Source organism: Methylobacterium nonmethylotrophicum, assembly GCF_004745635.1.
In the GTDB taxonomy this organism is placed as follows: Bacteria; Pseudomonadota; Alphaproteobacteria; order Rhizobiales; family Beijerinckiaceae; genus Methylobacterium; species Methylobacterium nonmethylotrophicum.
This window is the reverse complement of record NZ_SRLB01000046.1, coordinates 1-18,782: the sequence shown is the minus strand read 5'-3', so window position 1 is coordinate 18,782 and position 18,782 is coordinate 1. Positions and strand designations below refer to the sequence as shown.

Sequence of the window (18,782 nt, the reverse complement as noted above, 5' to 3'; positions counted from 1 at the left end):
TCAGGCCCTCCGCGCGCGCCGGGTGGCCCGGTCGTAATCGACCATCAGGAGGCCGCGCGGCCCCTCGACGACCGCCTCCGGCGCGTGCTCCGCCACCTCCTGCGCCATGAGGCCGATCTGCACGCGGGGATCGCCCTTGTAGCGGTAGGCGTAGAGCTGCTGGCCGTCGTAGGTCTCGCCGACCGGCGCGATGTCCTCCTTGGCGCGCTCGTCCGACATCGTCGCGAAGATGCTCGGCAGCGCCGCGAACCCGCTCGCCCCACCGCTGGTGCGCCCGATCAGGCCGGCCGCCGTCGTCAGACCGCCGAGCACGCTCTGGAACACGCCCGGGTTCGGGGTCTCGGTCCGCGACACCGAGTTGCCGACCACGCTGCCGCCCAGGCCGGCGATCGGCAGGACCGTGTTCGCGTACATCGCGAGGCCGCGCTGATGGGCGCCCTGCGTCTCGTCGAACTTGGCCATATCGGCGTTGAGCTGGTCCTGCCGCGCCGCGTCCTGCACCGCGCCGGTCTGCGCCAGGGTGCGGCCCGGGGCCAGGAGGGCGTCCTGGACGCCCGGGACCGCCGAGACGCCGGCGAGCGCCGCCGCCCGGTCGCCCGAGGCGAGACCGGCGAGGCCGGAGGCGCGGGTCGAGGCGATGCCGGCGTTCGTAGCCTGCTGGCCGGCGAGCTGCCCGGCGGCCGAGAGCGCGGCGGCGTCGCCCGCCATGCCGAGCTGCGCGCCCTGGAGGGCGAGGCCGGCGTTCTGCGCCTGCGTCGCACCGATGTTGCCGATGAGGCCCTGCGCCAGGGCGATGCGGGCGTTGCCGGCGCTGTCGATCGCGCTCGCCGCCTGCGCCTGGCGCGCCCGCTCGGCGTCGTAGTTCTGGTAGCGGAGGGTGTTCTCGTTCGCCGAGACCGCATCCGCCACCGCGTTCTGCATCATGCCCGAGCCGTACCGGCCCGAGGCCGCCATCTGCGCGGCGACTTTCGAGGCGGCCGCGTTGCTCGAGCGCTGCGTGATCGCGTCGAGGTAGGGGTTGCCCGCGAGGAGCTTGCCGTCGGCGACGTCCTGGAGGGACTTCTGGGTCTGGCTCGGGCCCGACACGCCGCTGACGAGGCCGCGATAGTCGCCCTCGGTCGTGACCGTGTTGCCGCCGGCGAGCCGGGTGCCGACCTGGGCGGCGACGCTGTCCGGCGCGGCCATCCGGGAGGCGAGCGCCGCGGTGGGGCTCGTGTCCACGCCGGAGATCCCGGAATACGCGTCGGCCGCCGCCTTCGTGCCGGCGGTCTGCCCGCCCGAGGCCATCAGCCCCGAGACGAGGCCGTTGGCACCCTGCGCGGCGCCCTGGCCGGCCGCGGCGGTGGTCTTGAGGAAGTCGAGCCCGGCCTGCGTCGTGTCCCCGAGCCCGGCGACGCGCTGGCCCTCATAGACCTGCCCGCCGTCGCCGTTCATGTAGTAGGCCTGCGCGTCCGTGAGGATCTGCGCGAGCTGCGGGATCGCCGGGGCCCAGGGGTCGCGGTTCTGCGTCGAGGACTCGGTCTTGGTCTGGACCGTCTTGCCGCCCATCAGGCCGCTCCGAGCATCTTGGTGTAGAGGGTGCCCGCCGGAGTCGGCGTGGCGGCATAGTCGGGCAGGAGCCGCCCCCAGCCGCGCCGGCCGATCCACTCGACGGTAGCGCAGCCGAGCCGGCGGGCGCCGTCCTCGATCTGCGCGAGCGTGTGGCGCCAGGCCCGGGCGTGGCGGCCGCCGACGGCGAGGATGGCGGCGAAGCGCCGGCCGTCATGGTGCTCGGCGACCTGGACGACGCCGGCAGCGACGAGCTCGGCGTCGCGGCCGATCAGCACCAGGGTGGCCGAGCCGGCGGCACAGAGGTCGCGCAGCTCACCCACCGCGACATCGCAGCCGGGCCGGGCGCAGGCCTGCGCGAGCCACGGCTCGACGATCGGCCAGACCCGCGGGAGGTCGGCCGCTGCGACGGCGGAGAGATGCATCAGGGGCGCCGGAGCTCGTACCGGAGGGTCGCGCCGGCGGCGGCCGGCAGGTGGCCGAGGACGAAGCGCCGGGTTCCGGTCGCCTTCGTCCAGGGCTGCGCCGCGACGGCGGCGGCCGAGGTCGGGCTCATCACCACCATGGAGTCGGCACCGCAGAGCGGGTCCGCCACCTCGGTCTCTGTCGCCCCGGCGGTCAGCGTCACGACGCGGGCGCCGACGGCGTTCGAGCCGCCCTGCGCCAGGGCCGACAGGCAATCGACGAGGCGCCCGGTATCCCGCTCGCTGCGCGGAGGGACGATCATCGCATCCCCTCCGCCGTCGCATCGACCTCGACGGCCGTGGCGTAGGACCAGGACGTGCCGGCCGGGATGCGGACCCGGACCCGGTGGTACCGGGCCGAGGACCGGCACGGGGCCCGCCGCTCCACCGTCGGCGCCGTCTCGGGCCGCCAGCCGACCGCCACGTTCCGCGCCAGGCTCTCCCGGCCGCCGACCTGCGCCCGCCAGTCCTCGGCGTCGCTGTCGAGGCGGACGGAGCGCGCGAAGGAGCGGTTGGGCCGCGCCAGCATGGCGTCGGCCGTCTCCACCGTCGCCTCGAGGGGCGGGCCGGTGAGGAGCGAGAGGCGGTTGTCCGACGTGATGAAGCCGAGCGCCGGGATGCCGCCCAGGTAGCTGCTGTCGTCGAAGGACAGGACCTGGCTCTCGAGCGTGCCCGGCAGAGCGTCCAGCGAGACCGGCGGCGTCGCCGTCGCGAGGCCGGCGGTGACCGAGAGCGACAGCGCCGACCAGCGGTCGAGCTGCCAGTCGTAGACCAGGCCGGCATCCAGCAGGGCCTTGCGGTCCGGGTCCGCCGCAGCGGTCCGGTAGCCGAAGATCACCCTGGGGCCATAGACGTCGCGCACCGCGATGGTCTGGCCGAGCCGCCGCGGGTCGACGGCGGCCAGGAACGCGCGGTTGACGCGCTCGGCGCCGATCGGCGAGCTGATGCCGCCGGTGAACAGGTAGAAGCCGTCGCGGTCGAGGAAGAACGTCCGGGCGCCGACCTTGCAGATGGCCCAGGGCGCGACCGCGCCGCGGTTGTCCTCGACGAGCGAGGTGTCGAAGACCTGCCGGCTGCCCGGGTTGAAGGTCAGACGGCGGATCGAGCGCTCCTGGAACACGATGCCGAACTCGCCGCCCGAGAAGCCGGTGACGGCACCGCCCTCGGGGAAGATCTGGATGTCGGCGGTGTGCTCCGGGTAGAGCCCGGGCTGCCAGAACTCGGGGTTGCCGAGGTCCGACCACCGGATCGCGTTCGGCTGGCCCGAGAGCCCGGCCAGCACCAGGAACTCGCCGACGATCCCGACCGCCCGGGCCCGGGGCGGCCCGCCGCCGAGATCCCGGAACGGCTGGACGCCGTCGACCTCGAGGACCTGCGGCGGGGCGCCGAGGTGCACCGCGATCAGCTTCGAGCCGTAGAGGGCGAACTGCCACGAGTCGCCGTCGGGCATGGAGTAGCCGCGGAGGGGGTTGCCGATGCTGTCCCAGCCGGTCGTCGAGTTGTTGTAGCGGTAGAGGCCCGTGCGCGTGCCGGCGATGTAGACCCAGGTGCCGAAGGCCGGGCTGACGAAGGCCACCGCGCCGCGGCAGTCCTCCGGCAGCGGCAGGGTGATCGGCACCGGCGACAGCACCGGGCCGTACCCGTCGGCCCGGGGCAGGACGTTGCGCGCCACCCCGGAGACCGCTGCGTCAGCCGACGCGACGTCCGGGGCGTAGGGCGGGAGCGGGATCGCCGGCACGCGTCAGGCTCAGTTCAGCGCCTTGGCGGCCACGACCTCGGCCTCCTCCTCGGCCTTGCGCTCGGCCCGGCGGCCGACCTTGCCCGAGTTGGACTCGTTGATGAACTTCATCAGCCGCTCGTCCGAGCGCTGCAGCCAGGCGTTCGAGTTCTGCTCGTCCTTCTGGAACGAGTAGGCCTCGGCGAGCACGCCGTAGAGGTAGAGCTGCGGCGCCTTCTGGATCAGCCAGTTCGTCTGGTTGTCCGGGGTGAGGCCCGGGATGGTCTTGTAATAGGCGACTTCGACCGAGCCGGCCCGCGACGGGGCGAGGCGCACGGCGCCCGCCAGGACCGTGTAATACTGCGGGTTGCCGTTAGGGCGGTGCCGGTAGGTGAACTCCGGGCTGTTCGGCTCGACGTAGCGCAGGCGCTGCGACGGGCCGTTGCTCGCGGCGTGCCACACCACCGAGATCCACTCGACGTAGTCGACCGGGATGGTACCGGCGAGCGACGTGCCGTCGAGATTGACGGTCGCGATCGCCTCCATGCCCGGGACCTTGAGCGCGGAGTTGAGCCGCTTCTCGGTCAGCTGCACGAAGGTCTGGAAGTAGGGGTCGAGGTCGTTGCGCGCGATGTAGTCGGCGGCGTTCTCGAGGAGGCTGTCGTAATCGGTGATGGCGGGCAGGGCCATGGGAGATCTCCGGGCGGGTCTGAAGGAGGGGCGAGGGCGTCCTCGGGCCGGCGGGCGCGCTCAGAGCGACCAGGCGCGGATGACGCCGGCGGAGGCGGCGCGGTTGGCCCGGCCGCGGAGTTCGTTGAAGGCCTGGCGGACGGCCCCGTCCTGGATCTGCGCCATGGCGGGGTTGCGCAGGCTGTTCTGCGCGAGGTGGCGCTTGGCCCAGGCGGCGATCAGCGTGCCGGCCTCGTCCACCCACGGCGATGTGGCGTCGTCGGTCGCCGGTGCGGCGATCTTCACGTGGCCCGTCAGCCGCATCGTGTAGGCGGCATCCGGCACCGGATCGAGGCGGATGGACCGATCGAAGAACGAGAACCGGCAGGGCTGCGCGAGGGACGCCGCGTCCTGCCGGGTCTCGATGTCGGACTCCGGCACGCGCCGGAGCGGCCAGGGCTGGTCGTTCTGGATCAGCACCAGCGTGTCGACCGCGTAGAGGTCCGCGATCTCCCCGAGATCCCCGCCGGCGTAGACGTCCACGCCCGGCATCGTGACGAAGGTCAGGACCCGCTCGTTGAAGCCGAACCGCTCCGGCTGGTAGTGCCGGATGGCCCGGTCAACGGCGATGCGGACCTGGCGGTTGAGGTCGGCGCGCTCGATGTCGTCCTCGATCTCCTCGATGAGGTCGAGGAGCGTCGGGTTCCCCTTCGGGTCGGGCATCGGGTGGGCTCTCAGGCATCGGGGGCGACGGCGGGGCGGTGGGCGCCGCCGTCAGCAGGGCGGCGCCGGCGTGCAGCAGCCAGAACGCCGGGTGCATCAGCCGTCGTTGTTCGGGGCGTACTCGAACACGATGGTGGCGACGCCCGCGGTCGGGCCGCCGTTGACCGCACCGTAGATCGGCGTGTCGACGGCGAGCCGGCCCTTCACCGACGCGGTGTCGGGCCGCTTGGCGCCCGCGGTGCCGGCGACGGAGTCGGCCGCGGCCACGAGGTCGGTGCCGCCGACGGTGGTGCCGAGGGTCAGCGAGGGCGAGGTGCCGCCGGTGAACGCGGTCTCGACGAGGATCAGCGTGCGGGTGATGAGCGCGCCGGCCGGCAGCGAGGCCGGCATGGTGAAGGCGGCATCGGAGAACGAGACGGTCTTGCGGACGTAGTGCAGCTCCTGCTCGCGGTACTCGCGAGCCGACGGCTGCACCGGGGCGACGTTGGTGGCCATGTCGGGCCCTTCTCAGGATCGGGGTGGAGACGGGCGCGCAGCCGCAGGGACCGCGCGCCGGGTCAGCGAGGGACCAGGGATCAGGCGTCGGCGGGCTTGGCGTAGGTCGGGACGACAACGCAGCCGAAGTCGTCGCCGTTGTAGGTCGTCTTCTTGACGCCCCAGATCGCCCAGGCCGAGACCTCGAGGTTCCGCTTGTGGTCGAGCAGCTCCTCGTTCCAGCGGTAGGTCTCGCTGCCGCCGCCCTTGCCGTAGGCGATCGTGGCCGCCTGCGCGCCGAGCAGCACGGCCCGGCGGGTGTTGGCCACGAAGGAGAGACCGTCGGCCGAGACGCCCTGCGCGACGTCCTGCGCCTCGCGGAGCACGACGTTGTTGTAGACGCCGAGCGCGCCCGAGAAGATCGGCGACTTCGCGGACTGCATGCCCGCCATCGCGGCCTTCTGGATGTCGAGCCACTGGCCCGCCGCGGTGTTGGTGCGCATCGACGTGACCTGCGTGGAATGCAGGTACATGACGTACATCTTCTGCCCGTCGACGATGACGGGCCGGATCATGACCTTGCCGTTCTGGCCGCCGGTCTTGGCGAGTTCGACGGCGCGGTCGATCAGGTCGAGGGTGAAGATGTCGCCTGCGACGAGGGCGGCGTCGTTGGCGCGGCCGTTCGGGCGCAGGATGCGTCCGGTGGACGGGGCGGTGATCGGGTTGTTGCCCGTGAACTTCCGGCCCTTCGCGTTGATCGGCGTCGCGCCGCACACGTGGCTGAAGAAGATCCGGGTCTTGCGGGTCTGGAACCAGTCCGCCAGGCCGGCCCGCGCCTGCTCCCGCAGGTTGAAGGGCACGCGCTGCGCGTCGATGGAGTTCTCGCTCTTGCAGCCGACGACGTGGCCGAGCTCGTCGATCGTCACCTTGTCCGAGTTGGTGCCGAGCTGCTCGCCGTTGCCCTCGGCCACGTCGGACGAGGAGAAGCCGTCGCCGGTGAGCTGCATGCGCAGCCCGAAGGTGATCTGGTCGCCGTTCCCCTTCTTGGTCTCGTTCTTGACCTGGATGATGGATCCATCCGACTCGCCGATGAGCGGATCGATGTCGATGGACTTGTTGGCTTCGACCGCGAGCTTCTTGGACCAGAGCTTCACGGCCAACGGGTCGTTCTGACCGTAGGCGGTATAGGACATGGGGGCTTTCCCGGAGAGGAGTGGAGTCCGTGGGGGTGCTTCGCGTCACGTCGCGGGCGGACGGAGCCCAAGCCCCGGTGACCGTGGGGACGGGTGTGAGCGGGAGCCGATGACGGGGCTCAGGCGAAGGCCGTGACGCGGCCGGGCGGGTCCGTGACGGGGACCGGGCGGAGCGAGCGGACGCGCGCCGAGGACCCGTGAGGGCGCTTCAGCGCGCGATCGCTCGAAACTGGCGGGGTGTGCCTACGGCGGCTCGGGCGAGCCTCACAGCGCTGGCGACGGTAGGGTTCTGCGGGACTTCGCCCGTCGGGTCAAGGCTCCCCGGGCCCCATCAAGGCCCAGGGTCTCGGGTAAAAACCCAATCAGCTTAGCTATGCGGGGAGCTGCTTTCGATCCTCAGCAGCCCTTCGCGCGTTCAAGCTGACTGAGCCTTAGTCCCAGCACCGAGGATCCCGCCCCGCCGCCTACCCGGTAGACGGGTCTTCGATCACGGAGATCGTCGCGTCCAACGTGCGAAGTCGGGCGCAGATGCGATCGGTAAGAGCATGGGAGAGATCCCGCACAATCACCGTCACGGTCGATGGTGTTCCACGACGGACCGCGACATGGCATTGCAGTCCCTCTTCGATCAAAGAGCCTAGCAGCTCAACAACCTGTCCGATGCTCACCTCGCCCTCGCTGCGAGCGGGTTCATCTGGATGCACGATGGCCTCCGGTCTCGGAACCCCGATGACGGTCCCGCGCGGCGACTCGGGACGAGGATCAGCCGCCATCCAGTCGGCGCTGGATCCACGCCTGCGCCTCGTCCAGGTCGGCGAACTTCGGCTGGCTTGGGTCATCAACCCGGCCGAACCCCGCCTCCAGGAACCACATGCCTGCCTCGTCCCCGTGATCGTCAGAGAGGCGCACCAGCACCGCCACCAGGAAGCCATCGGCAAACACCAACTGGCTCTCTGCATCGTTGCTGTCCGTCGCGATCGGTACCGGCTGAAGGTGAAGGCTCATGCTGCGCGGCGTTCCAGATGCAGGTACGTGGGATCAAAGTCACACAGGTGGGCGAGTTCCTGCCAGCCGTTGATCTCCAGCCTGCCGCCTTGCAGCGTGATCCATCCCTTGCCGCGCAATTCCTTCAGCACACGGTTGATGTGGACGTTCGACAGCCCGAGCGCATGGCCGAGATCTGCCTGCGTGAGCGGCAGTCGATAGGCGTGATCTCGCGCGAGCCCCACGGCCTCAAGCTTGGCGTACATCTCGCAGAACAGGTGCGCAATCGCCTGAGTGGCCGTGCGCCGACCCATCCCGACCATCCACTCCCGGAACATCGCCCCGTCCACGAGCGTGTCGCGCCAGAGGATCGCCGCGATGCCAGGGAAGGCGGCTGTCAGTTCGAGCAGCGCCTCGTGCGGGATGAATGCCACCGTGGCCTGAGACTGCGTGCAGACGCTGTGATCCATCACCTTCAGGTGCAGGCTCTGGAGGTCGGGGATGTCGCCCGGGATGTGGAACGAGAAGATCTGGCGCTTGCCCTTGCCGAGGATCTGGTAGCGGCAGGCCCAGCCCTCCAGGAGGAGGCAGCACTGCGACGGGCGGTCCTTCTCGCGCACGATGTCCTGCCCTGCATTCAAGGGCCTGACCGTCACGGGCAGATGCCTGATCGCATTCTTCTCCTCGTCGGACAGCCGCGCGATGTTCTCCAGCTTGCGGATCAGCATGTCTATGGAGTGGTTCGGTACGGGGGCCATCGCGACTCCCCCTTGCGTTTGCAGGTGGAAGCGCACGGCTCTCCCGGCTATCGACACCTGTCTCGGATCCGTCGATGATAGGATGGATCTGGATCACAGGCTAATTTTTTCAAGGAACATGGATTGACCGGCGCACGAATTTTTTTGGCGGGAGCCAAGCGTTTACAGCGGACTTTACTCTGTGGCGGCTCCAAATTTCGGCGGGCGGCATGAATGGCTTCTACCCACCTCAAGCGGGCGCTTCCCTTCCAGGCAATCCGAGAGGAGCAAGATGCTCCTCATGCTGACGCTGAACGTCCTCGAAGAGGATCAGAAGCGCCTCCGCCTGCTCGGTCGGTAAATCCCGCTGTCGCAAGCGAGCGATGAGGGCGCGCTGCTTCGCGATGAGCCGCGCGCCGACTTCGACGTGCCGGTGGACCATCCTGAGTGCGGTCTCGCCTTTGCGCATCGGCACATCGTAGCAGGGGTGACCCGGCTCGGGGGCGTCTGCTTTCCACCCTCAGCAGCCATTCGCACAGCCAAGCTGATCGCGTTTTGCGCATACATGGTCAGTTTGGCACGCGCAGCGTCTTGAAGCCAGTGCCGGCGCTGTCGGTGGCACCGAAGGTGACCTGCTTCTGGCCCGACGACGCGGTGTCGTAGACGTAGATGCCGCCGGCGGCGCCGTAGCCGACCCGGAACGGCGAGTTGCCGGAGAACGTGCCGCCGATCTGGATGCCGCCGGAGGTGCCCGTCAGGATGTTGCTGCTGGCGCTGCCGTCGTCGGCCACGCGCCGGATGTAGAGCGTTCCGTCGTCGTTCAAGAATGCGACGATCTTGTTGTTCGCCGTCGAGCCCCTGTCGGTCAGCCGCAGCGTCGCGGCACTCCCGCCTTGCAAGTCTTCGACGAAGCTGCCGGAGCCGACGACGGTGCGTGCCGTTCCATCGAAGCTGGCAAACTCATGGAAATTGTACGTTCCACTGTCTGCCCAGGGGGTCGTGACCGACAAATACTGGTTGACCCGGACTTGCCACCCGTTCGTGTTGGCCCCGAGCGTCCAGGCGCTGTCGAAACCCGACACCTGATTGCCCATCACCAAGCCGTAGGCCCCGTTCGCGGCGTTCAGTAGCGCCTTGGTCCCGGTGTAGCCGTCGCCCTGGAAATAGGCGCCCTGGATCAGGACGTTGCGGGTGTCGGCGCCCGACAGATCAAAGCCGATATACCCCGTCATCCGTTCCGGACGGTAATTCGCCGCGTAGTGGGTGCCGCCCTTCACGTGCAGCTGCTTGATGTTCGTGCCTTTCACGAAGCTCTTGTACGCGCTGACCTGGCCGCCTGTGAATTCTACCCATGGTTTACCGGCCGGGAAGGTGGCGAGCACGCCGTAGTCGGCGTCGATGATGATGTGACCGGTCGTCGCCAAACCCTCGCATAGCTCGCCGATGTCGTGCGCCGCGACAGCCGTCAGCACCATGCCGCCGACGTGCCGGATGTCTGTCGTCGTGCCGCGGTAGCGATGCGCGGCGTTCATCGGCGGCGACGAGAACGAGCCGGTCACGAACACACCCTCGTACAGCGGCGAGCGCACGTTCGTGAGGACGTCGGCCGCCTCGAACCAGCCGGTCCCGTCGGCCGTGACCCTGACGTCGCGCTGCACGAGCTGCTGCGTCGAGGCCGCCGTGCCGGCGAACGAGACCGTGAGGTAGCGACCCACGCCAGCCTGCGACGTGCTGACCGCCATACCGCCGACGACGAGGAGATCCGCGGTCCCGGCGTTCTCGAAGGCGAAGCCCTTCGACCCGCCGGTGAACCGGATCTCCGTCGTCCCGGAGCCGCCGCCGAGCACCTGGCGCTGGCCAAGCGGCAAGGTCACGTCTCGGTTGAGCAGGCACTTGCCGCGCCCGAAGATGAGGCGACTCGGAGCGGTGGCCGGCATCGCGTTGGCGGCGGTCTGGGTCGCGACCCAGTCGAACTCGTCCGTCAGCGCGACCGCGGCCGGGTAGACGGCCTGTGCCGCCGCGAGGCTGCCGAACCGGCCCGAAAGCGGATGGGACTGCCCATCACAGAACGCGCCGTAATCCATGACGCTCAAGGCGTCGGCCGCGCGGGCTGCGAGCGTGCGCGTCGCGGCACCGGGCGGGGTGACGCTCGTTCCCGACACATCGCTCACGATCCCGCCCGGGTTCGTGAATGGGGTGCGCATCTCCGCGTGAGCGGCGCTGGAGATCAGCGCAGCGCCGAGGGCGAGGACCAGAAATCGCTTCATGGGACGCACCTCAGTCGACGACGGTGACGCGCGCGGTCGCGGTCGTTCCCGCCGCGTCGACGCCGACGATCGCGTAGCCGGAGAACTCGGCTGTCCCGACGCCGGCATAGACGTCGAGGGTGGTGCCATCGAACATGATGACCCTGACGTAGCCGGCGGTGTCGCACGCGATGACGAACCCGCCGCCGCTCGAGACGCGAGTGCCGGGGGTGATGGGGCGAGCGGTCGTTCGCAGGCCGGGGGCTGGCATCGATCAGCCTCCCATCAGCGCAGCGAGGCGCCGCGGGTTCTTGGCCGCATAGGCCTCGAACTCGGCCTCGGACATCTCGGCCAGGCGCTCCAGCCTCATCTCGGCGGCGGGCGCTCCGCCGGCGCCGGAGAGGCTGCGGGCGGCGTTCTGGCCGGCGGCGAGGCGTGCGGCCCGGTCGGTCGCGGACTCGGGCGGCGGCGCGGCGGTGGCGCTCGCGGCGGGCGGCTCGGCCGCCTTCGGGGCGAACCCGCGGAGCTTGGCGAGTTGGAACACGCGCTCGGCCGGCGACACGCCGGAGGCGAGGGAGGCCCGCACCAGGGCGAACTCGTCGGCCTGGATCGTGCGGCTGATCTCCGCCTGCGGCACGCCCGCGTAGGCGAGTTCCTGTGCCCGGCTGTTGATGAGGTGCTGGTAGGCGTCCGCGAAGGAGGGCTCGGCCTGGGCGAACCGGGCGATATCGGCCCGGTAGCTGCCGACCGTGTCGTTGAACTCGCGCTCCTGCCGCTGCGCCTCGGTCATCTGCTGCTGGCCCTGCCGAAGCTCGGCGAGCTGCGCCTCGAGGTGCTTGGCGTAGCCGAAGATGTCCTCCTCCGGGTTCGGAGGCGCGGCCGGCGCCTGAGGCTGACCCGGCTGCGGCTGGACCTGCGGGGCAGCGCGCATGGCCTCGGTGAGGATGCGCATGCGTTCCTCGCCGCGGGTCAGGCGGTCGAGCAGCTGCGCGTTCTGCGTCTGCAGCTCCTTGCGGAGCGAGCGCTCGCGGTGGAACGCGCCGTGCCGCACGAACCGGCCCTTGTTGGCCTCCGGATCGTCCGCGCCCTCGTCCTCGGGATCGACGACCTGATCGGGGGCGACCTCGCCGGGCTGTGCGGCGGCCGCGGGCTGGGCGACCGGTTCGCTCGCGGGCGGCTCGGCCCCGGCGGCGCTACCCGGCTCTTCGCCGCGCTCCATGGCCGCGAAGGCGGCGGCCTCCTCGGGCGTGAAGTCGTCGCCGGTGCTCAGGTCGGTGTTCTCGGGATCCATGGGGGTGCGGTCCTCGTGACGTGATGGGACGGAGCCGGCGTGACGCCGCCGGCGGGCGGAAGGGTCAGGCCGCGGGCGCGAACCCGGGCTGCGCCGGCTGCGGCGGCCCCGCGAGCGCAGTCATCTGTGCGACGGCAGCGTGCGCCGCGTCCTGGTGGGCGAGGGCCTGCTCACGGCCCGCCTTGGCGTTCTTCAGGTTCGCCCCGGCGGTGAGGTCCTGGATCTTCGCGATGGCCGTCTGCATGCCGATCTGGCGCTGCTGCTCGGCCTGCGGGTCAGCGCCCTGGCTCGCCAGCAGGTCGCGCATCTTGGCGACGAAGCTGTCGGGGAACGGCGAGTAGGGCAGGATCTCGATGAGCACCTGCGGGGTGATCAGGTCCTTGATCACCGGGAAGATGCCCGTGAAGGTCTGCCACACGACCTCCTTCTGGTTCGGCGAGGTCGGCGCGTCGTCGATCACCACGTCGTACTCGCCGGCCGTGACGTCGCGCACGAGCGGGATCACGCGTTGGGCGCCGTCGCCGGCAATCCGCACCAGGCGGCCGTCGGAGAGGAAGTTCTGGATGAAGAAGAGCCGCACGCGCCCGATATGCTTGCGGGCCCGCCGGAGCGCGTCGAACAGCGTCGCCAGGATGGTGAGCGCGGCCTGCTTGCGCTGGTACTCCAGCACGCCCGCCTGGTCGTTCGACTTCATGCCGAGCAGCTCGAGGTTCACGCCCGACGAGTCCCTGATGCTGCTGATCGCGAACTCCATGAGCTGGAAGTGGCCGGCCGGGAGTTGTGGGAGCGGCTTCTCCTTGATGGCGCCGGAGCGCAGCGCGCCATCCTCGACCCACGACACGGCGCCAGGCTTCCCGTAGCTCGCCTCGAACTCGGTTTGGTCCGGGACCGCGGCCTTCTCCATCAGCAGCCCGCCCTTGGCCTGCCGGTTCAGCATGTCGAGCGTCTGGCCGAGCCAGGCGTTGGCGAACCGCTGCGGCTCACGCATCGGGCGCACCAGGCCGAACCATCCGCCCACGCGCGGCACGTCGCGGTCGCCGGTCATGAACGCGTACGAGAACCGATCACCGGCCGGTCCGTCGGTCACCTCCAGCACCACGTTGCCGACGAAGGCCCGCCTGTAGACCCGCTTCATGCGGCCGAAGGTCGGCAGGTCCGGCATCCCGAGCACGGCGGCGCGGCGCTGCACCGTCGCCGCGGTCGCCTCGTCCATCTCCTGCATCTGGCCGGTGGCCGGATCGCCGACGAGGACGACGCGCACCCGCTCGAACCACTGCACCTCCACGATGGTGACGCGGCGCGTGCCGTATTCTGCCGAGCGCTCGCGGTCGGAGCGGTGCTCGCCCGGCTGGATCTGCCGGTGGGGCGCCTCGTCCCGGTCCTCGGCCCAGGCCGCATCCAGGTCCTCCGGATCGGCGTCCGGGAACATGGCCTCGGCTTCGGCGAGGTCCATCGTCTTCGCCCGGAAGATCCGGCGGGCGTCGTCGAGGTTGCGCTTCCGCGCGCTCGCGTCCCAGACCATCTCGAGCGGGTCGACCCGGTCCTCGACGTAGGCGCCGTCGGGGTTCACCTCATAGTCGAGCCGCATCTCGACGCAGCCGAGCCCGCAGGTGGCGAGGTCGACGAAGGCGTCGCTCTCCTCGTCTTCGGCCTGCGCCTCCTGGCTGAGGTAGCGGCCGGCCTCGGTCAGCACCTCGTTGAGGGCGGAATCGCCGATCTCCCGGGGGAGGTACTGGATGTCCTGGCGCGAGTTGACCTCGCTGCCCGCCACCGCCTTCAGCACCGGCAGGATGCGGTTGAAGGTGACCGGCGGCCGGCCCTGCTCGCGCAGGATGGCGAGGTCCTGGTCGCTCCACTGGTGGCCGGCGGCGAAATCGTAGTCGAGCCGCGCCTCCTTGCGCCAGCGCGAGGAGGCGTCGCGGTCCGTGCGGTACCAGGCCATGATCTTGCGCAGGAGCGCGTCGCGCTCGAGGCGCGCCGTCTCATCCGCGCCCGGCGCGTCCTGGTCGGTCTCGGTCTCGCTCACGCGGCGGATCCTCGGATGGGGTCAGACGTAGCCCGAGCCGCTCGGCCGGGCCTGCTCGCGGCGGCGGCGCGCATAGCGGTCGTTCGGGGCGTTGGAGGGCACTGCCTCCGGCCGGGGCTCGGCGATGCCGACGGCGAAGTACCGGAAGGCGTCGGCCGCGTGGCTGAAGCCGTCGTGCAGCGGCCGGTTCGAGAACTGGCCGGTGTCAGGGTCGACGTCGTAGCGGTAGTTCCGCAGCGCCTGGATGCCGTCGGCGCAGGCCTCCTCGTCGAACCAGCAGCGGTCGAACAGCTTGCGGGCGGCCTCGATGCCGGCGGCGACGGTCAGCCGCGGCACGATGCGGACCCGGTGCCCGGCGTCCCACATCTGCTGTTCGATGGTCCGGCGGGAGGCCAGGAGCTCGTTCTGCGCGTCGTGCGGCAGCCAGTGCTCCCCGTAGGCGTAGCCCTTGGCCGCCTGCCGCTCCGCGAGCACGCCGAGGTAGTGGCCGAGCGGGTGGCCGCGGTTCTCGTAGAAGTCGATCAGCCGGAACTCGAGCCCGACCATCTGCGCGAACCAGATGGACGTCTTGTCGGCCCGACCGAGGTCCCAGAACGTGTGCACGGGCTTCGAGGCGTCGTGCGGCACCTTCGTGAACCGCCCGGCCTTCGTGGCCGCCAGGATCTCGTTGGCGTAGATCGCGCCGTCCAGCACCACCTTGCAGTGGCCGTCCCAGACCGTCGCGTAGGCGGCCGGGTCTCGGGCGAGGAGGTCCAACGCCTCCTGCTTCAGCACCTCCGGGAACCAGGGATTGTCCCGCCAGCCGATCTTGACCACCACGGCGCCGGTCGGCGGGGTCTTCACGAACCGCCGGTAGGTCTCGTCCTCTTCGAGTTCCGGGTTGAACGAGATCCAGATCTCGGAGCCCGGCTTGCGGATGGTCGGGATCAGCGTGTCCCAACTCGTCTTCGAGACGGTGCGGGCCTCCTCGACCCAGGCCACATCCACGCCCTCGGTCGACTTCACCGAGGCGATGTTGTGCCGGAGGCCCTTGAAGATGAACTCGGTCCCGGTCACGCCAAGGATGCGCTTGTCCTGCACCTCGTACCGGGACGACAGGCCGAGCAGGTCGACCTGCTGCGAGAGCAGCGCGTGCGCCGACTCGGCGATGGAGTTCTGGAACTCGCGACAGCAGAGCACCCGGAGCGGACGCTGGGCGCCCAGGATCAGGAGCGCGCGGGCGAACCCCCACGACTTCGCGCCGCCGCGGCCCCCATACGCGATCTTGTACCGGGCCGGCTCGAACAGGAAGGCGAGCCGCTCCGGGAACTCAACCTGCATCCAAGGTCGGGCGGATGAACTGGACGGTCAGGCCGATCGGGGCGCCGCCGCCCTCGCCATCCTCTCCCTCGCCGGCGAGCGGCTGTGTCGGCTTGCCGTAGCCGCGATCGAGGATCGCCGTGGCGGCGGAGACGCGCGCGGCCGACGGCGCGCCCTCGTCGCGCATGATCGCCACCAGGACGTCGATCGCGTCCTCGGTGCGCTCGCGCGCCAAGTCCCGGACGCGGTGCACGGCCTTCGGCCGACCGCCCGGATTGCCGGACTGCCCAGGTAGGAACGCCATTGTTCGGACCTTGTTCTCAGCGCCCCAGCCGATGCGCGAGCCCGTCGAAGTGCTGGCGCTGGAGCAGCAGGAGGAAGGCAAGGCGCTCGGCCGACATCATCGACCGCAGCCCTGCGAGAGCACCACGCCACGCCGGATCACGCTGACGGGCGAGGCGGGCGGAGGCGCAGGCGGCCGGCCGCGCAGCATGCGCATGAGGAGGGCGAGCATCAGAGGAATCCCTTCCCGGCGTGGTTCTTGAAGGCCTTCGCCCGGCGGTCGTAGGCCTTGAGGGTCTTCACCTCGCGGTGGCGGGTGACATCCATGACCTTCAGGAGGTCGGCGCCCGCCTCGAGGGCCGAGGTGACGAAGCCGGCGCGCAGCGAGTGGCCGGAGAAGGTCGCCGGATCGAGCTTGGCGGCCTCGGCGTAGCGCTTCACGATGTTCGCGACGCTGCGGTCGGTCAGGTCGAAGATGCGGCCGGAGCGGATGCCCGAGGCGGCGAGCCAGTCCTCGAGCGCCTCGACCGGCCGGAGCTTGCCGCCGCGCGGGATGGCGACGGTGTGGCCCTCGCCCTCCTGGTCGGTCTTCGACCGGCGGATGTGGACGAAGATGCCGTCCGGCGTCCGCTCCAGATCCTCGACAACCAGGCCGACGAGTTCGGAGCGGCGCAGGGCCGCCGCGAAGCCGATCAGCAGCAGCGCGCGGTCGCGCTTGCCCTCCCGGGTGTCCGGTACCTTCTTCAGCATGGCGCCGATCGCCCGGGCGGTGGCCGGCGCCTTGCGCTCGACCGCGACGCCGAGGCGGCGGCGGATCCCCTTGAGCACCGCCCGGACCGGTTCGGCGTTGGTCGGCGGCTCGTGGCCGGCGCGGCGGTGCGCGTAGCCGATCGCGGCGGCGCGCCGGGTGATCGTGGAGGCCTTCAGCCCGCGGTCGGCGAGGCTGGCGAGGTAGGCCGCGGCGGTGGCGACCGAGGCCGGCAGAGGGTCGGTGCTCATGCCCCGGCACCAGGCCGCGAAGTCGGCGAAGTCCGAGGCGTAGGCGCGGCGCGTCGCATCGCTCTTTTCGGCGAGCGCGTAGGCCGCTGCGGAGGCGAGATGGTCCTGGAGTTCAACGACTTTCGCCGGTGCGACCGGCACCGGCAGAGAGGTCATCGAGCGTTCCAGGAACGGCGATTATCGGAAACGGGGCAGGGGCCCGATTTCCCATCGAGAACGGCGGTTATGGTGACCTGGGATCAGGCCCGCTTCGCCATCGGCGCGTCGCGCATCACGACCTGGATGGACCGCCGGCCGAGGAAGCGCGGGCCCGGCCGCATCGACAGCGGCGCCGGCGTCCCGATGGCGCGCATCAGGTCGTCGACCAGCCCGTTGATGCGCTGGCAGTGCGCGTCCTTGCTCTCGAGGTAGGCGGCCTGATCACAGAAGCGCTCGCGGCGCCGGAAGGCCCGGACCTCGTCGCGGATCTTGGTGGCGATCGCGTGGGCGCTCATCGGGGACCGATCATGACACAGGTGGCCGGTCGCGTCTTCGCGGAGAACAGCGCTGGGCCGGCAGGGTTCAAGAGGTTGGCTGGAACGGCAGGGCTCGAACCTGCGACCCTCGCCTTAACAGGGCAGTGCTCTACCGACTGAGCTACATTCCACCGGGAGACAGCAAAACGCCCGGGCGCCTTGCGGCTCCGGGCGTGCGTCTCGTGACGATGGCTTTGTGCAGGCTTTTGCCCGTCGGGTCAACGCTCGTGCGACACGCGCCGCCGGTTCGCCGCTACCCGATCCCACCGCGGCCGAGTCGGTTCGGCGAGCCCGGCGGCCTCCTCGTTCATGTGCGCCGCATACCGAGCCTGATCGACGCCCCAGGCGTGACCGTGGCCGGCCGGCACGACGGTGCCGCGGGCATCGGTCTCCTCGCCGGTGTCGGGGGTGCGGAAGAAGCTCTCGATCTCGCGCACGAGGCCGTTGGAGGCGAACGCCTCGTCCAGGCCCTCGAGGAGGATGCGGAAGTGGGCGGCGACCTGGCTGGTGCCGCGCTCGCCGGCCTTGCCGCGGGCCTCGGCCGCCTGCGCGAAGGTCTGGCGATCGGCCAGGACCGACTTCAGGAACCGGGCGCCGACGGTGCCGACAGCCTTCTCGACCCGGCCGAGGAGGGCGCGGACCACCCGGGCGTCCTCGATCGCGTAGATGATGGCGAGCTCGTGCGCGATGGTCTGGTCACGGGACCCGCCGACGTTCCAACCGCCGGAGCCGAGGCGGGCGCCGGTGGCCCGCTCGAACACGGCTTGGACCTGGCGGGCGGTCTCGTACTGGCTGACGCTGATCCGCCCGTGCGAGCGCTCGTCCTCGAGGATGTCGACGCGGCGATTGACGGTGGCGAGCAGGCGCTTGCCGGGCTCGAGCGGATCGTCGATGGCGACGATGGCGGTGGGGATGGCCTGCGGGCGAGCCGGCTGGCCGAGGCCGGCGCCGTGCTGGTAGGCCTCGCGGCGGTCGTAGCGGTCGCCGCGCGGGCCGCGCTGGCGGGTGGATGGGGCGCGCCGGTACGGGACGAGCGGCGGCGTCTTGCGGGTCTCGGACTTCGTCGCAGCGTGAGTCACCAGCTTCGGCCCTTGTGCTTATGTTGTGCACCATCGGTCCGGCTCCGGTTTGGACACTGTCAAGGGCGTTTCGATGGCGTTGCTGCTGGGGCCCAAGGTCAAAACCCAATCAGCTTGACCATGCGAGGATCTGCACTCGCCCCCAAGCGGTTGGCGTTGAGGCGGACGTAGGCCATGAGGGGACGGAGGATGCCGGACGTCGGCTCCACTCCGATTCCTAATAAAGTGTTATTTCATTTATGCTTCTTTCATTAGCATTTGCTTTAGGTGTGAGCAGTCATAATGCCCGTCAGTGTTCGAAGTGGGCCGCACTGAATACAATCATGCGTAGTCGTATGTTGAGGCGCAGTTGTAGAAAGGGTCTAAGCTTCGCGCGCAACGACAGCGGCGTCTTCCTGATCGCCTTCGCGGTCGCCCTGCCGATCCTGCTCGGCTCGGTGAGTGCCGCCGTCGAGTACGGCCGCCTGCTCTACCGCAAGGCGCAGTTGCAGAGCGCCGTCGATGCCGGCGTGCTCGCCGGCGCCAACATGCTCAAG

21 protein-coding genes, 1 tRNA gene and 1 pseudogene are annotated in these 18,782 nt (G+C 70.3%); 1 reads left to right on the top strand and 22 read right to left on the bottom strand.

Annotated features, from left to right (window positions below; all coding sequences use genetic code 11):
* The 22 genes and pseudogenes from EU555_RS32620 to EU555_RS32520 all read right to left on the bottom strand — a co-directional run bounded on the left by EU555_RS32620 (position 1) and on the right by EU555_RS32520 (position 18,246).
* Entirely contained in the window at positions 1 to 1,548 is a 1,548-nt protein-coding gene (locus EU555_RS32620) for a tail fiber domain-containing protein (RefSeq protein ID WP_135419496.1), read from the bottom strand.
* On the bottom strand, positions 1,548 to 1,973 hold the full coding sequence (locus tag EU555_RS32615; protein WP_135419495.1) for a hypothetical protein: 426 nt from the start codon (positions 1,971 to 1,973) through the stop codon (positions 1,548 to 1,550). Before EU555_RS32615 ends, EU555_RS32620 begins: the two co-directional genes overlap by 1 nt.
* Positions 1,973 to 2,275, bottom strand: coding sequence for a hypothetical protein (locus EU555_RS32610; RefSeq protein ID WP_135419494.1), 303 nt, complete (start codon positions 2,273 to 2,275; stop codon positions 1,973 to 1,975). The genes EU555_RS32615 and EU555_RS32610 overlap by 1 nt, the downstream gene beginning before the upstream one ends.
* Entirely contained in the window at positions 2,272 to 3,750 is a 1,479-nt protein-coding gene (locus tag EU555_RS32605; protein ID WP_135419493.1) for a hypothetical protein, read from the bottom strand. The genes EU555_RS32610 and EU555_RS32605 overlap by 4 nt, the downstream gene beginning before the upstream one ends.
* Before the next feature lie 9 nt (positions 3,751 to 3,759).
* Positions 3,760 to 4,419 (bottom strand): phage adaptor protein, encoded by a 660-nt coding sequence (locus tag EU555_RS32600; RefSeq protein WP_135419492.1) that lies wholly within the window; start codon positions 4,417 to 4,419, stop codon positions 3,760 to 3,762.
* 60 nt (positions 4,420 to 4,479) lie between these two features.
* Positions 4,480 to 5,121 (bottom strand): phage adaptor protein, encoded by a 642-nt coding sequence (locus tag EU555_RS32595; protein WP_135419491.1) that lies wholly within the window; start codon positions 5,119 to 5,121, stop codon positions 4,480 to 4,482.
* A 96-nt stretch (positions 5,122 to 5,217) separates the two neighbouring features.
* Complete coding sequence (locus EU555_RS32590; protein ID WP_135419490.1) at positions 5,218 to 5,616, bottom strand: hypothetical protein; 399 nt, start codon at positions 5,614 to 5,616, stop codon at positions 5,218 to 5,220.
* Between the two features lie 80 nt (positions 5,617 to 5,696).
* Positions 5,697 to 6,788 (bottom strand): N4-gp56 family major capsid protein, encoded by a 1,092-nt coding sequence (locus tag EU555_RS32585; RefSeq protein WP_135419489.1) that lies wholly within the window; start codon positions 6,786 to 6,788, stop codon positions 5,697 to 5,699.
* 762 nt (positions 6,789 to 7,550) lie between these two features.
* Complete coding sequence (locus EU555_RS32580) at positions 7,551 to 7,793, bottom strand: hypothetical protein (RefSeq protein WP_135413086.1); 243 nt, start codon at positions 7,791 to 7,793, stop codon at positions 7,551 to 7,553.
* Positions 7,790 to 8,566: a Crp/Fnr family transcriptional regulator gene (locus EU555_RS32575; protein WP_245524609.1), complete on the bottom strand. Its 777-nt coding sequence runs from the start codon at positions 8,564 to 8,566 to the stop codon at positions 7,790 to 7,792. Before EU555_RS32575 ends, EU555_RS32580 begins: the two co-directional genes overlap by 4 nt.
* 193 nt (positions 8,567 to 8,759) lie before the next feature.
* Positions 8,760 to 8,978 carry a hypothetical protein gene (locus tag EU555_RS32570; protein WP_135419488.1) on the bottom strand — a complete coding sequence of 73 codons (219 nt, stop codon included), beginning with the start codon at positions 8,976 to 8,978 and terminating at the stop codon, positions 8,760 to 8,762.
* A 100-nt stretch (positions 8,979 to 9,078) separates the two neighbouring features.
* Positions 9,079 to 10,776, bottom strand: coding sequence for a hypothetical protein (locus tag EU555_RS32565; RefSeq protein WP_135419487.1), 1,698 nt, complete (start codon positions 10,774 to 10,776; stop codon positions 9,079 to 9,081).
* Between the two features lie 10 nt (positions 10,777 to 10,786).
* Positions 10,787 to 11,026 (bottom strand): hypothetical protein, encoded by a 240-nt coding sequence (locus tag EU555_RS32560; protein WP_135419486.1) that lies wholly within the window; start codon positions 11,024 to 11,026, stop codon positions 10,787 to 10,789.
* Positions 11,027 to 11,029: 3 nt separating this feature from the next.
* Positions 11,030 to 12,046: a hypothetical protein gene (locus tag EU555_RS32555; protein WP_135419485.1), complete on the bottom strand. Its 1,017-nt coding sequence runs from the start codon at positions 12,044 to 12,046 to the stop codon at positions 11,030 to 11,032.
* 64 nt (positions 12,047 to 12,110) lie between these two features.
* Positions 12,111 to 14,072, bottom strand: coding sequence for a portal protein (locus EU555_RS32550; RefSeq protein ID WP_245524608.1), 1,962 nt, complete (start codon positions 14,070 to 14,072; stop codon positions 12,111 to 12,113).
* A gap of 21 nt (positions 14,073 to 14,093) precedes the next feature.
* The gene (locus EU555_RS32545; protein ID WP_135419484.1) at positions 14,094 to 15,392 is read right to left on the bottom strand and encodes a PBSX family phage terminase large subunit; all 1,299 of its coding nucleotides are present in this window, start codon (positions 15,390 to 15,392) and stop codon (positions 14,094 to 14,096) included.
* A complete protein-coding gene (locus EU555_RS32540; protein ID WP_245524607.1) occupies positions 15,382 to 15,606 on the bottom strand; it encodes a hypothetical protein in 225 nt (74 codons plus the stop codon). The genes EU555_RS32545 and EU555_RS32540 overlap by 11 nt, the downstream gene beginning before the upstream one ends.
* Positions 15,607 to 15,675 (bottom strand): annotated as a pseudogene (locus EU555_RS37650) (DUF5681 domain-containing protein); the annotation flags it as partial.
* A gap of 209 nt (positions 15,676 to 15,884) precedes the next feature.
* On the bottom strand, positions 15,885 to 16,808 hold the full coding sequence (locus EU555_RS32535) for a site-specific integrase (protein ID WP_135419482.1): 924 nt from the start codon (positions 16,806 to 16,808) through the stop codon (positions 15,885 to 15,887).
* A gap of 83 nt (positions 16,809 to 16,891) precedes the next feature.
* Positions 16,892 to 17,146: a hypothetical protein gene (locus EU555_RS32530; RefSeq protein WP_135419481.1), complete on the bottom strand. Its 255-nt coding sequence runs from the start codon at positions 17,144 to 17,146 to the stop codon at positions 16,892 to 16,894.
* A 76-nt stretch (positions 17,147 to 17,222) separates the two neighbouring features.
* Positions 17,223 to 17,298 (bottom strand) — tRNA-Asn (locus EU555_RS32525).
* Positions 17,299 to 17,385: 87 nt separating this feature from the next.
* On the bottom strand, positions 17,386 to 18,246 hold the full coding sequence (locus tag EU555_RS32520) for a hypothetical protein (protein WP_135419480.1): 861 nt from the start codon (positions 18,244 to 18,246) through the stop codon (positions 17,386 to 17,388).
* Positions 18,247 to 18,569: 323 nt separating this feature from the next.
* Here EU555_RS32520 and EU555_RS32515 point away from each other — a divergent pair.
* Positions 18,570 to 18,782 (top strand): TadE/TadG family type IV pilus assembly protein (locus EU555_RS32515; protein ID WP_167858734.1); only part of this gene is annotated, 213 nt, incomplete at its 3' end.